Genomic DNA, 13,229 nt, shown 5'->3' with positions numbered 1-13,229 from the left:
ACAGGGTTTTGGGAGTCTTTGAGCGAAAAGGGCGGGCATTTTAACAGGCTGGCAAGATTCTGCCGCCTCTGAACGACAGTGTGACGTACCACTCGATCTAAATTTGCCGGTTTTGTTACTTTGCCGCAGGATGTGCGGTGTTTTTGGGTCTATTGTTCGATCTAGACCTGCACTGCGCGTATTTGATAACCAATATCATTGGTCATTATCAGGCTGCGCGTCATAATGCCCGCCGCCAACGAATTTTTGCAAAGTCTAGGGAGCTAGCTTGTCTACGCCTGTCGAACCCTTGCGTTTGCTGCTACTGGCCGATGAGCCAGCGTGGGCAGCGTTGTTGCGCGAGTGCCTGGCGCCGATGGGCGATGGGGCTGTGCTGGTCAGTGCGCCAAGCTGGGAGTCGGTGAGCAGCCTGTTCGACGACGACCGCACGGCTGTCTTGCTCACCACCCCGGGTCTGCAACCTGGCCCTGGCCGTTGTAACCTGCCCACCGTAATGCTGCTGGAGCAGGAACCGCTGGTTGCACCGTTGGGCGCCAGCGATTGGTTGATCCGTGGCGCGTTTGATGTGGATACGCTGCGCCGCTGCCTGCGCCATGTGCGCGAACGCGGCTTGCTGGAAAACACCCTGCAACGCCTGGCCGCACAAGACCCCTTGACCGGCATCGCCAACCGCCAGGGTTTCCAGACCCTGCTGGCCGCGCGCCTGGCGGAAAACGACGGGCGTGGCCTGGCCCTCGGCCACCTGGACCTGGACAACTTCCGCCATGCCAACGATGCCCTCGGCCATCAGGCGGGCGACCGGCTGATCCTGCAAGTGGTCTCGCGGCTCAAGAGCCAACTGGAGGTCGGCGACCAACTGGCGCGCCTGGGCAGTGATGAATTTGCCTTGTTGATCGACACCCGCCGTGCGCCGCAACGCGCCGAGTGGATGGCCGAGCGCATCACCGAGGCCATGGCCGAACCTTACTGGGTCGATGGCGAGAGCCTGCTGATCGGTTGCAGCCTCGGTGTGGCCCATGCCCGCGCCAAGGCCGGCGCCGACCCGTTGATGTGGCACGCGCATATCGCCATGCAACAGGCCAAGAGCACCCAGGGCTGCACCTTTCATATCTTCAATGAACGCATCAACCGCAATGCCCGTAGCCTCGCCGACCTGGAAAGCGAACTGCGCCGGGCGCTGCGCCGTGACGAACTGGAACTGCATTACCAGCCGCGGCTGGACCTGGACGATGGGCATATCGTCGGCCTCGAAGCCCTGGTGCGCTGGCGCCACGGTGAACGTGGCTTGCTGCCGCCGAGCGAGTTCGTGCCGCTGGCCGAGCAGAGCGGCCTGATCGTGCCGTTGGGCTACTGGGTGATTTCCCGGGCCCTGCGCGATATGCAGGACCTGCGCGAGCGCGGCCTGCCGCCGTTGCACATGGCGGTCAACCTGTCGTTCCGTCAGTTTCAGGACAGCCAGTTGCTCTCGACCCTGAGCCGTTTGATTGCCGAGCGTGGGGTGGAGGCGCAATGGCTCGAATTCGAGCTTACTGAAACCGCCGTGATGCGCCGCAGCGACCTGGTCAAGCAGACCATGGATGCCTTGGGCCGCCTGGGTGTGCGCTTCTCCCTGGATGACTTTGGCACCGGGTTCTCGTCCTTCGTGCACCTCAACAGCCTGCCGATTGCCTTGCTCAAGATCGACAAGAGCTTTGTCGGCGGTATGGAAGAGCGCGAAGAAAACCGCAAGCTGGTGCACGCCATGATCAACCTGGCCCACAACCTCAACCTGGAAGTGGTGGCCGAAGGCGTGGAAACCCCGGAGCAACTGGCGTTGTTGCGCTTGTTCGGCTGCGACCAGGCCCAGGGTTACCTGATCAGCAAGCCGTTGCCGCTGGCGGAATTGGTGGAATACCTGACGTTTGGCAGCAGCCAGCAGGCGTTGTTGGGCGATGTGATCTAGCCCTGTAAACCAATCAAAAAGGTGGGGGCTGGCAAGCCAGCTCCCACACTGACCGAGTACATCCTTCAGTTAGGCTGTGGGACCGCATCGACTTGCGGCTCCTGGGCAATCATCCGCTTCATCTTCGCCTCAAACGCCCAGGTCAGGGTAATCGCCGCACAGGCAAGCCCCAGCGCCAGACCCCACCACACGCCGGTCGGGCCCCAGTCCAAGGTAAACGCCATCAACCAGGCCGCCGGTGCGCCAATCAACCAGTAACAACCCAGGCCGACGAGGAACGTGGTCTTGGCATCCTTGAGCCCTCGGATGCAACCCATGGCGATGGTCTGCACGCCGTCGAACAGCTCGAACCACGCCGCCACGGCCAACAGGCTGACCGCCAGGCTGATCACTTGGGCGAAGGCCGGGTCGTCATGGTCGAGGAACAGGCCGATCAGCGGGTCTGAAAACAGCCAGAACACCATGGCAAACCCCAGCATCACGCTCGCGCCGAAGGCGATACCCACGCGTCCGGCCAGCCGTGCATCGAGCAGTTGCCCGCCGCCATAGTGCAAGCCGATGCGCATGGTGACGGCATAGGACATGCCCGCCGGCACCATGAACGCCACCGAGACGATTTGCAGGGCAATCTGGTGGGCCGCCAACTGCGTACTGCCCATGGTGCCCATGCACAGCGCCGCAAAGGCGAACAAGCCGACTTCCACCGCATAGGTACCGCCAATCGGCAGGCCCAGGCGCCACAGCTCGCGCAAGTAATGCAGGTTGGGCCGCAGCAGGCCCTTGCCCAGGGGGTAGGCCGCGTAGGCGCGGTTGTATTTGATGTACCACAACAGTGCCAGGGCCATGCAGTTGGCGACAATCGCCGTGACCAGGCCAATGCCCATCAGGCCCAGCTTGGGCAGGCCGAACATGCCTTCGATCAACGCATGGTTGAGCAGGTAGTTGAGCACCGTGCCGCACAGGCTGATCACCATCACCGGCGTGGCTTTGCCGATGGCGCTGGTGAAGCCGCGCAGGGCCATGAACGTCAGGTAGCCGGGCAGGGCGAACGGCAGGATCATCAGGAATTGCCCGGCCGACTGCACGTTGGTTTCGGTCTGGCCGAACATCAGCAGCACCGGCTTGAGGTTCCACAGCAGCAGGCCGGCCACCAGGGCCATCAGCCAGGCCAGCCACAGGCCGGCCTGGGTCAGGCGGGTGGCGCCCTCGATGTCGCCGGCGCCCTGGCGAATGGCGACCAGGGTGCCCACGGCGGCAATCACGCCGATGCAAAAGATCGACACAAACGAATAGCTTGCCGCACCCAGCCCGCCGCCGGCCAGGGCTTCGGGGCTGAGGCGGGCCATCATCAGGGTGTCGGTCAGCACCATCAACATGTGCGCCAACTGCGAGGCAATCAACGGCCCTGACAGCCGCAGAATGGCCCAGAGTTCGGTACGCGCCGGATGCTGCATGATCATCACGCTCAATAATTGCACAAGGGGTAGAAGGGTTGATTCTCGGCGCTCTCAGCGCTTTGCACAAAGGGATAAATGCGATCATTCGCATGATTAAAACTCATGCCAGGATGAATCTGGTAGGGTTTCGGAATCGTGCCGTCGGAGTTTTCCTCATGTCTCGTCGCCTGCCTCCGCTGTATGCCTTGCGTGCATTTGAAGCCGCCTCACGGCATAACTCCTTCACCCGTGCGGCCGAAGAACTGTCCATCACCCAAAGTGCAGTCAGCCGGCATATCCGCACCCTGGAGGAGCATTTCGCCTGCCGCCTGTTCCAGCGCAGCGGGCGCACCTTGCAGTTGACCGAGTCGGCGCGCCTGCTGCTGCCTGGGGTGCGCGAGGGCTTCGCCGCCCTGGAGCGCGCCTGCCATACCTTGAATGCCGAAGATGACATCCTGCGCATGAAGGCCCCGTCGACCCTGACCATGCGCTGGTTGCTGGCGCGCCTGAGCCGGTTCCGGCACTTGCAGCCGGGCAACGAGGTGCAGTTGACCAGCGCCTGGATGAGCATCGACGAAGTGGATTTCAATCAGGAACCGTTCGACTGCGCGGTCTTGCTGAGTGACGGGCACTTTCCGGCGGACTGGGAAGCCAGCTACCTGTTTCCCGAACTGTTGATCCCGGTGGGCGCGCCGAACCTGCTCAATGACGGCCCCTGGGATGTGGAGCGCCTGGCCAGCGCTGAACTGCTGCACCCCACGCCGGATCGGCGTGATTGGCGCCGCTGGTTGCAGCGTACGGGGCTGGCGTCCCGCGTCGCCATCAAGGGCGGGCAGGTGTTCGATACGCTGGAGCTGGGGATGATTGCCGCTGCCCGGGGCTATGGCGTGTCCATGGGCGATCTGCTGATGGTCGCCGAGGATGTGGCCCAGGGGCGCTTGAGTTTGCCATGGCCGACTGCGGTGGCCAGCGGCGAAAGCTATTACCTGGTCTGGCCCAAGACCCGCCCCGGTGGTGAGCGCCTGCGCAGGCTGTCGGACTTCCTGCAAAGTGAAGTCCGGGCCATGGCCTTGCCGGCGGTGGAACAGCTCGAGTGAAACGATGCAGCGTCCTACACACGGTGCCTTTGAGTGATGCCCCTGTAATTTGCTCAAGTATTGATTGGGGCCGCCGAAGTAGGTGTGTCGGAGTCGCCATTAGTTGCGGCTCAGCGTGCCCCCAATCCAAGAAATTTGCCGATTAGCGCTATGAGATCAGGACGATCCGGGCCTCGGCCAGGAGCTGTCATGTCTCAACCCCGCGCCCGCATCGCTTCGCAGCTGGGCATTGCCTTGGCGGTCATATTGGCTGTCGTGATCAGCGGCAGCACGGTATTTGCCCTGCGCTCCCTGGACTCGGCCAACCTGCTGACCCGGGAAGAACACCTGGCCAGCGAAGCGCGTTTGCTCGCCGACCAACTCAATACCTTCCACAGCACCCTGCGTGAGAGCACCCAGCGTTTGAGTGGGTTGTTTGAAAAGCGCTTCGGCGCCGGGTTGAGCGTACGTCCCGAGCAGATGGTGAGTGTGGCCGGGGTGCAGACCCCGGGCCTTTACCTGGGCACTGAAGTACTGAACAACAACTTCGACGAGGTCGATGAGTTCAAGCAGATGTCCGGCGGCGTGGCCACGGTGTTCGTGCGCAGCGGCGAAGACTTTGTCCGTATCAGCACCTCCCTGACCAAACAGGACGGCAACCGCGCCATCGGCACCGTGCTGGATCGCCAGGGGCCGGCCTACCAGCGCCTGCTCGCCGGGCAGAGCTACATCGGTCGCGCGGTGCTGTTCGAACGTTCCTACATGACCCAGTACAGCCCGGTACGTGATGCCAGCGGCCAGGTGATTGCGGTGTTGTTCATCGGTTTCGACTACACCGATGCGCAGAACGCCCAATTCGCCAACCTCAAGCGGTTCCGCATTGGCCAGACCGGCTCGCTGGCGCTGCTGGACGAGCAAAAACACTGGCTGGTGCCGCCTGCCGGCGTGCAGGCGTTGGAGCAGGCCGTTCCGGTGATCCTGGAGCTGGCGCAAAAGCCTGGCCAGGGGCGTTTCTGGAGTGACAAGGGCGAAGACTTCTACAGCGTTGCAGTGCCATTTGACGGCGGCCCGTGGTCGGTGGTGGCGAGCATGCCCAAGGCCGAGATCCGCGCGGTGACCTGGGCCGTGGGTATCCGCCTGGTGATCGGCAGCGTGCTGGCGATGCTGTTGGCGGTAGGCGCGGCGGTCTGGTTGCTACGCAGCAAATTGCAGCCCCTGGGCGACCTGGTGCGCCAGGCCGAAGCCCTGGGGGCCGGTGATTTGAGTGCGCGGCTGAATGTGTCCAGCCACGATGAAATCGGACAGCTGGCACGCAGCTTCAACCAGATGGGCGAGGCCTTGTCGACCATGGTCTCCCATATCCGCAAGGCGGCCGAAGAGGTCAACAGCCGCGCCCAGGCGCTGTCAGGTTTGTCGGGAGGCGCTTATGAGGGCATGGAGCAGCAATCCGGCGAGATCACCAGCATGGCCGGCGCGGTGGAAGAGTTCAGCGCCACTTCGCTGAACATTGCCGACAACATGGGCAATACCGAACGCATGGCCCAGGAAAATGCCCAGCAGACCCGCATTGGCCGCAACTCGATGCAGGAGGCGTCGTCGTCCCTGGAGCATATCGCCACGGCACTGAACAGCACGGCCAAGGTGATCAATACCCTGGGCCAACGTTCCCAGGAAATCGGCGGCATCGTCGGCGTGATTACCTCGATCGCCGAACAGACCAACCTGCTGGCACTCAACGCCGCCATCGAGGCGGCGCGGGCCGGGGAGCAGGGGCGTGGATTTGCCGTGGTCGCCGATGAGGTGCGCAACCTGGCCTCGCGTACCCGCCAGGCCACCGATGAGATTTCCGGGATGATCCAGAGCATCCAGCAGGAAACCGGCAATGCCATCAGCACCATGGAACAGGGCAATGTGCTGATGCAGGAAGGCTTGTCGCGCAACGCCGACGTGGCCTCGGCCCTGGCGCGCATCGACGAGCAAAGCCGCTCGGCGGGGCAGCAGTTTGCCGCGATTACCACAGCGACCCAGGAGCAAAGCAGCACCGCGACCTTGCTCAGCAGCAACCTGCAGAGCATTGCCCTGGCCAACAGTGAGCAGCGGGAAGTGGTCTCGAACCTGGCGATTACCGCCAGGGAGCTGGAGACGTTGGCGGCAGGGCTGCGGCAAGAGGTGGATCGGTTTCGGTAAGGCTGATCAATTCCCGAGTCCCGGATCCACCCGTTTGCCGATGTCCTTGAGCCGCGCCAGTTGATCAACCATCCCTGGCGCTTCGTCGAGGCTGCTGGCGAAGGTCCACAGGTACGTCATCACCGCATAGACATGGCCGGCCTTGACCGCTGGCGACAAGGCCAGTTGGCTGATCGCTACGATGAACAGTAGCGCTGCCAGCGCGCCGAGAAACAGGTAGGCGACGGCTTCGCGGTCCGACAGCCAGATACGCAGGCGTGACAGCAGTTGGTAATGGCGTCGCAACGTCTGGGCGCCAACCTTTTCCACCAGGCCAATCTCTTTCTCCAGGCGGTTATTCAACCGTTCGTGCAACTGCTCGTTACGGCGGGCAAAGCGCGGTAGCAGGATGATGCAAAGCAGCAGTGCCGCAAAGCAGGCCAGGCCCACCCAAGGTTCAATCACCAATAACATCGCGGCCGCGCCAACGATGGAGACCAAGGCTGTTGCGATCACCGGCACATGCTTTTCGAAGAAGTCGACAAAGTCCCGCGCCAGCACCACCCGTGCGGCGGCCTTGGACGTGCTGTGATTCTGTAGACGCTGGTTGAGAATCACAGGCACGGCAAGATCGGCGTAGATCCGCGTGAAGGTACGGGTATCCAACGCCCGGCGTGCGGCGCCGACCACCCAGAACGCCATCACCACGGCCGCATAGAACAGCGCACTGCTGGCATCGCCGCGCAGGATCGAGTCCACGGCGAAACCGGCAAACAGGGGATAGGCCAGCAGCAACGCGTTCTCCAGCGCAACCAACGACAGCGTGCAGAACAGCTTGCCGGGATAAGCCTTGGCGATTGCCTTGAGGGTTTGGCTGGCCGATTGCTGGCCGATTTTCTTGCTTTCTTCGATCAGGATCTGTGGCGTTGTGGATGGCATGGGTGCACCAAAGGAGTAATAGGCGCTACTATTGAGCGACTGCTCAAGTATCCTTGAGCAGTCGCTCAAAAAGCAAGCGCCGCTTATCTGACGGCGCCCGTAAGGAATTGCCCATGTCGCGTATCGACCGTAAAGACCAGATCATCGCCGCTGCCCTGGAGCTGTTTCACAGCAAGGGCTTTGCCGATGTCTCCACCCGCGATCTGGCGGAGCATGCGGGCTTGTCCCGCAGCCACGTGTATCACTACTTCAGCGACTGGAAAGAACTGCGCCGCGAAGCCTTTGTTCGCTTCGCCAATGAGCAGTTGGACGAAGTGCGCGGGCCATTGGCAGATGCGCCGCCGCTTGAGGCCTTGGTGGGTTTCCTCAAGGGTTGCCTGCCGTGTACCGCCGACGCCGGCTGGGCGCTCTGGCTGGATGCCTGGGATGAGGCGATGCATGACGCGGAACTGGCTCAGGCGTATCTGCTGGTCAATGCCCAGTGGCAAGCCATGCTTGCCGATGTGATCGAGCAGGGGATCGCTGCCGGGGTATTCCGCTGTGGCTCATCCAGTCGTGCGGCCCGCCAGATCTTTGCGGTGACGATGGGTTATACCGATGACCTGTTGCTCAAGCCCTCCGTCGAGTCGGCGCAAGTGGTACTGGGTGAGGTGATGGAAGTGGCGGGGCTGCTGCTGGATTTGCCCAGGGATCGCTAAGTCACGGCGGTTGGCCGGTACTGCAACGCTTCGGCCAGATGATGGCGAGCGATGGCGTCTGCCTGTTCCAGGTCGGCCAGGGTGCGCGCGACCTTGAGTAGCCGATGAGCTGCGCGCAACGACAGGGTCAGGCGCTCACAGGCGCTTTCCAGCCAACCCTCATCGGCTTTCGATAGCTCGCAGTGGCGCCGCAAACCCGTCAGGTCGAGGAATGCATTTGCACAGCCCTGGCGTTGTTGTTGGCGATCCCTGGCGCTGGCGACGAGGGTTGAAGCGCTGGCAGTGTCATTGCCGGTTTGTTTGGCTGGGTTCAGCGCGGTGCTTTCCCGGGCAACGGTCAGGTGCAGGTCGATTCGATCCAGCAACGGCCCCGAGAGCTTGTTGCGGTAGCGCTGGATCTGTTCCGGCGTACACCGACAGCGCCCGCTGGGTTCGCCCATATAGCCGCAGGGGCAAGGGTTCATGGCTGCCACCAGTTGAAAACGTGCGGGGAAGCTCACGCGGTCGCGCGCCCGGGAAATCACGATATGCCCGGACTCCAATGGCTCGCGCAGCACCTCCAGCACCTTGCGATCAAATTCCGGCAGTTCATCGAGAAACAACACGCCGTGATGGGCCAGGGTGATTTCCCCAGGTTGTGGCTTCGAACCGCCGCCCACCAGCGCCGGCCCGGACGCCGAATGGTGCGGCTGACGAAATGGCCGGTGGGGCCAGTGGCTCAACGGTGCGAGGCTGACCACCGACTGGATGGCCGCCACTTCCAGGGCTTCCTGTTCGCTCAAGGGCGGCAGCAGGCCGGGCAGGCGGCTGGCGAGCAAGGTCTTGCCGGTGCCGGGTGGCCCGCTGAACAGCAGGTTGTGGGCACCCGCTGCGGCAATCAGCAACGCGCGCTTGGCGGCAAGTTGGCCCTGCACCTCGCTCAGGTCCGGGTAAGGTTTGTTCAGGTACAGCAGCCCGTCGGACTTGTACGGCTCGATCGGCACCCGTCCATTCAGGTGCGCCACCACTTGCAGCAGATGATCCACTGCAATCACCTTCAACCCGGAGGCCAGGCACGCCTCCTCGGCATTGGCCCTGGGCACGATCACGCTGCGCCCGGCCTTGCGTGCCGCCAGCGCGGCCGGCAACACCCCTTTGACGGCCCGCACTTCGCCAGACAGGGCCAGTTCGCCAAGGCATTCAACGTCATCCAACTCCAGCGCCGGTACCTGCACGCTGGCCGCGAGAATCCCCAGGGCAATCGCCAGATCAAAACGCCCGCCGTCCTTGGGCAGGTCGGCGGGCGCCAGGTTGAGGGTGATACGGCGTGCGGGGTATTGCAGCGCGCTGTTGAGAATGGCGCTGCGCACCCGGTCCTTGCTCTCCTTGACCGCGGTCTCCGGCAGGCCCACCAGGGTCAGGGACGGCAAGCCATTGGCCATATGCACTTCGACAGTGACGGCGGGGGCTTCGACGCCGATCTGGGCGCGGCTGTGGACGATGGCGAGGGACATGCTCGTTCCTTGAAAGGGAGGGCCGCGTGCTGCGGTTTTTCAAGGGTAGACGAGGGAGGGTGAGGCGCTGTGTGCAGGTTTTACAGAACGTATCCAGGCGCTGTCATTGCAGGAGCCGGCAAGCCGGCTCCAAGAGGGGACGCGGTGGTTATTCCTGAGGTGGATTCAGCCGCGCTTCCAACTCCGCCACCTTCGCCTCCAGGCTCTCCAGCCGCGCACGGGTGCGGGCCAGGACTACCATCTGGCTGTCGAACTCCTCACGGCTGACCAGGTCCAGCTTGCTGAACCCGCTTTGCAGCAGCGCCTTGAACTGGCTTTCGATTTCATTGCGGGGCAGCGGGGTTTCGCCGCTGAACAGGCGAGAGGCGTGGCCGCTCAGGGCGTCGAGGAGGTCTTTGGGCGCGAGCATGGGAAACATTCCGGAAAACAGTTGGCCGGCAGTGTATCACGCAGCGCCTATAGTCTTTTCAGCGTGGCCTGCGCACGCTTTTCGCGCATTGGGCTGAATGCGGATGCACTGTTTTTGTGCGTATCCAGGCTGCTGCACCGGCCCATTGGTGGGCGTAGACGGGCAACGGATTGATTTCAGTGACTTTTACGGAGCTGGCAAGGTTTCTGCTTAGACGATCATGACCCATGCACTGATGCAGTCGCTGTGACGAATGCAGTGCGCTGACGGACCAGGGTACATGTTTCGTCACCAACGGTTAGCTGGCGTCGCAAAGGCATTTGCCGAGGCGACGATGCGTTACAAAGCCAGGCACTGCGCTTAGACTTGAGACGGGTTTGTTTTCCTGGGGCAAGTCCACCAATTCGGGAGAGAGTTTTCATGAAGCTAGTCACTGCCATCATCAAGCCGTTCAAGTTGGACGATGTACGCGAGTCACTGTCCGAGATCGGCGTGCAGGGCATTACCGTCACTGAGGTCAAAGGCTTCGGTCGGCAGAAGGGTCATACCGAGCTGTATCGCGGCGCGGAATACGTAGTCGATTTCCTGCCGAAGGTGAAGATTGATGTCGCCATTGACGACAAGGATCTTGATCGGGTTATCGAGGCGATAACCAAGGCAGCCAACACCGGCAAGATCGGTGACGGCAAGATCTTCGTGGTCAATCTGGAACAGGCTATTCGCATCCGTACCGGCGAAACCGATACCGACGCAATCTAAGCCGCCAAACCCCAACGCCCCAGGAGAAAACAATATGACTCTGCGTAAATTCGCAGGGCTAGGAGCCCTGTTGTCCATCGTAATGCCCAGCCTGGCCATGGCGGCAGACGAAGTGGCGGCTCCAGTCCTCAATTCCGGCGACACTGCCTGGATGCTGACAGCCACCGCACTGGTGCTGTTCATGACCATCCCTGGCCTGGCGCTGTTCTACGGCGGCATGGTCCGCTCCAAAAACATTCTTTCTGTGATGATGCAGTGCTTCGCCATTACTGGTCTGATCAGCATCCTGTGGGTCGTCTACGGCTACAGCATCGCGTTCGACACCACGGGCATGGAACAGGGCGTCGTCAACTTCAACTCGTTCTTCGGCGGCATGGGCAAGGCGTTCCTGGCGGGTGTCACACCGTCCAGCATCACTGGGCCTGCGGCGCTGTTCCCGGAAGCGGTGTTCATCACCTTCCAGATGACCTTCGCGATCATCACCCCGGCGCTGATTGTCGGTGCGTTCGCCGAGCGCATGAAGTTCTCCGCCATGCTGCTGTTCATGGCCATCTGGTTCACCCTGGTCTATGCGCCGATCGCGCACATGGTCTGGAGCGGCAACGGCGGCCTGATGTGGGACTGGGGCGTGCTGGACTTCGCTGGCGGCACCGTGGTGCACATCAACGCCGGTGTGGCTGGCCTGGTGGCGTGCATCGTGCTCGGCAAGCGTAAAGGCTACCCGACCACCCCAATGGCCCCGCACAACCTGGGCTACACCCTGATCGGCGCGGCGATGCTGTGGATCGGCTGGTTCGGCTTCAACGCCGGCTCCGCTGCTGCGGCCAACGGCACGGCCGGCATGGCGATGCTGGTGACTCAGATCGCCACTGCTGCTGCGGCACTGGGCTGGATGTTCGCCGAGTGGATCACCCACGGCAAGCCAAGCGCCCTGGGCATTGCCTCGGGTGTGGTAGCCGGCCTGGTGGCCGTTACCCCGGCCGCCGGTACCGTAGGCCCGATGGGCGCACTGGTGATCGGCCTGGCGTCTGGCGTGATCTGCTTCTTCTGCGCCACCAGCCTCAAGCGCAAGCTGGGCTACGATGACTCCCTGGATGCCTTCGGTGTGCACGGTGTGGGCGGGATTGTCGGGGCGATTCTCACCGGCGTATTCGCGGCGCCGATCCTGGGTGGCTTCGGCACCGTGACCGATATTGCTGCACAGGTCTGGATCCAGGCCAAGGGCGTAGGCTTTACCGTGATCTATACCGGCATCGTGACCTTCGTAATTCTCAAGGTGCTGGATTTGACCATCGGCCTGCGTGTGACCGAAGAGGAAGAGGCCGTTGGCCTGGACCTGGCGGAGCACAACGAACGTGGCTACAACTTGTAAGAACGTATGAAAAAAAACATGCCCGGCTTGCCGGGCATTTTTTTGTCTGGTATTTGCCTGTGGTGAAGGCGCGTGAGCATTTTTGTGCCGAGTTTGTGATTGGATCCACACGGTACTTTTCAGTGTGCGAATGTCTTACAGGCATGTAGGCGTATTCGGCACTTTGTTTTTTCCCAGAGCGCGCTAGAATGCGCGCCGATGGGCGCAGAACTGTATATGGCGACAGACCCTGATTACCCAGCGGGCCAAGCCCCGGGTCATTTCAAGGGCAGCCTATCGGGTCGCCAACTGAGTTTGCCGGTCAAGGCCGGCCACTTGGCAATGGGCACATGGCAACGCGTTTATCTGGACGAGCACCCTGATCATGGCGGTGCTCGTAAAGTCCTCGCCACCTGCACGGTGATGGGGCATAAGCCACTGGTTATCCGGTGGACGTTGATTTTTTTCCGGCAGCCTTCGACAGATGGTGAAGCTGGGCTATAACTAATCTGCTTTTCGCAAGTCATGAGGTAGAACATGAGCGACGATGATCTGGAAAACGACGAACTGGAAGTAGGTGACGAAGACGACACCGAAGAAGGCCTTGAAGCGGTAGCGGAAGACGTTGCTGACGATGACGGTGGCGATGATGCACCTGTTCCGGCCGCCAAAGGCAAGGCCAAGGCTGCTGTTTCGGTAGACGAACTGCCGAGCGTCGAGGCCAAGAACAAAGAGCGCGATGCGCTGGCCCGTGCGATGGAAGAGTTCCTCGCCAAAGGCGGTAAAGTGCAGGAAGTCGAGGCCAACGTGGTGGCAGATCCACCGAAGAAGCCGGATAACAAGTACGGCAGTCGGCCTATCTGAGGCCGGTTACTTGCTTGCTGAAAAAGCCCGCCGTCGCTGCGGGTTTTTTCATGCCTGGAATAAACTCCAGCAGGCTCCCACCTTGGATTTCCAGTG

Annotated in this window: 11 protein-coding genes and 1 pseudogene; 8 read left to right on the top strand and 4 right to left on the bottom strand. The window is 62.0% G+C overall.

The features are described 5' to 3' along the window. Positions 1–268: 268 nt before the first annotated feature. On the top strand, positions 269–1,942 hold the full coding sequence (locus tag K1X80_RS27995; protein WP_057960988.1) for a bifunctional diguanylate cyclase/phosphodiesterase: 1,674 nt from the start codon (positions 269–271) through the stop codon (positions 1,940–1,942). Between the two features lie 65 nt (positions 1,943–2,007). On the opposite strand, the gene K1X80_RS27990 is transcribed toward K1X80_RS27995, so the two are convergent. Continuing rightward, the gene (locus tag K1X80_RS27990) at positions 2,008–3,402 is read right to left on the bottom strand and encodes a NorM family multidrug efflux MATE transporter (protein WP_057440496.1); all 1,395 of its coding nucleotides are present in this window, start codon (positions 3,400–3,402) and stop codon (positions 2,008–2,010) included. Positions 3,403–3,554: 152 nt separating this feature from the next. Here K1X80_RS27990 and K1X80_RS27985 point away from each other — a divergent pair, with 152 nt between their 5' ends. Together K1X80_RS27985 and K1X80_RS27980 are read left to right on the top strand one after the other, a co-directional pair. Then, complete coding sequence (locus K1X80_RS27985) at positions 3,555–4,475, top strand: LysR substrate-binding domain-containing protein (RefSeq protein WP_057960987.1); 921 nt, start codon at positions 3,555–3,557, stop codon at positions 4,473–4,475. Positions 4,476–4,664: 189 nt separating this feature from the next. Continuing rightward, positions 4,665–6,641: a methyl-accepting chemotaxis protein gene (locus K1X80_RS27980; RefSeq protein ID WP_057960986.1), complete on the top strand. Its 1,977-nt coding sequence runs from the start codon at positions 4,665–4,667 to the stop codon at positions 6,639–6,641. A gap of 6 nt (positions 6,642–6,647) precedes the next feature. Here the strand turns inward: K1X80_RS27980 and K1X80_RS27975 are convergent, their stop codons facing one another. Then, positions 6,648–7,559: an ABC transporter six-transmembrane domain-containing protein gene (locus tag K1X80_RS27975; RefSeq protein WP_057960985.1), complete on the bottom strand. Its 912-nt coding sequence runs from the start codon at positions 7,557–7,559 to the stop codon at positions 6,648–6,650. A gap of 113 nt (positions 7,560–7,672) precedes the next feature. Between K1X80_RS27975 and K1X80_RS27970 the strand changes: the two genes are divergently transcribed. Beyond that, positions 7,673–8,257, top strand: a complete 585-nt coding sequence (locus K1X80_RS27970) for a TetR/AcrR family transcriptional regulator (protein ID WP_220172600.1) — start codon at positions 7,673–7,675, stop codon at positions 8,255–8,257. On the opposite strand, the gene K1X80_RS27965 is transcribed toward K1X80_RS27970, so the two are convergent. Further along, positions 8,254–9,750, bottom strand: a complete 1,497-nt coding sequence (locus K1X80_RS27965) for a YifB family Mg chelatase-like AAA ATPase (RefSeq protein ID WP_057960983.1) — start codon at positions 9,748–9,750, stop codon at positions 8,254–8,256. The genes K1X80_RS27970 and K1X80_RS27965 overlap by 4 nt on opposite strands. Before the next feature lie 148 nt (positions 9,751–9,898). Continuing rightward, positions 9,899–10,159: an accessory factor UbiK family protein gene (locus tag K1X80_RS27960; protein ID WP_057444205.1), complete on the bottom strand. Its 261-nt coding sequence runs from the start codon at positions 10,157–10,159 to the stop codon at positions 9,899–9,901. A gap of 420 nt (positions 10,160–10,579) precedes the next feature. Here K1X80_RS27960 and glnK point away from each other — a divergent pair, with 420 nt between their 5' ends. The 4 genes and pseudogenes from glnK to sutA all read left to right on the top strand — a co-directional run bounded on the left by glnK (position 10,580) and on the right by sutA (position 13,133). Continuing rightward, a complete protein-coding gene (gene glnK, locus K1X80_RS27955) occupies positions 10,580–10,918 on the top strand; it encodes a P-II family nitrogen regulator (RefSeq protein WP_002555808.1) in 339 nt (112 codons plus the stop codon). Positions 10,919–10,952: 34 nt separating this feature from the next. Continuing rightward, the gene (locus K1X80_RS27950; RefSeq protein WP_029289659.1) at positions 10,953–12,290 is read left to right on the top strand and encodes an ammonium transporter; all 1,338 of its coding nucleotides are present in this window, start codon (positions 10,953–10,955) and stop codon (positions 12,288–12,290) included. A 252-nt stretch (positions 12,291–12,542) separates the two neighbouring features. Then, a pseudogene (locus tag K1X80_RS28350) lies at positions 12,543–12,703 on the top strand (YjbQ family protein); the annotation flags it as partial. 103 nt (positions 12,704–12,806) lie between these two features. Further along, positions 12,807–13,133 carry a transcriptional regulator SutA gene (sutA, locus tag K1X80_RS27940; protein ID WP_057440491.1) on the top strand — a complete coding sequence of 109 codons (327 nt, stop codon included), beginning with the start codon at positions 12,807–12,809 and terminating at the stop codon, positions 13,131–13,133. Positions 13,134–13,229 lie beyond the last annotated feature (96 nt).

This window comes from Pseudomonas sp. So3.2b, assembly GCF_019464415.1.
Classification (GTDB): Bacteria; Pseudomonadota; Gammaproteobacteria; order Pseudomonadales; family Pseudomonadaceae; genus Aquipseudomonas; species Aquipseudomonas shahriarae.
Note: the sequence above shows the minus strand (reverse complement) of the source record. Positions and strands in the feature narration are given on the sequence as shown.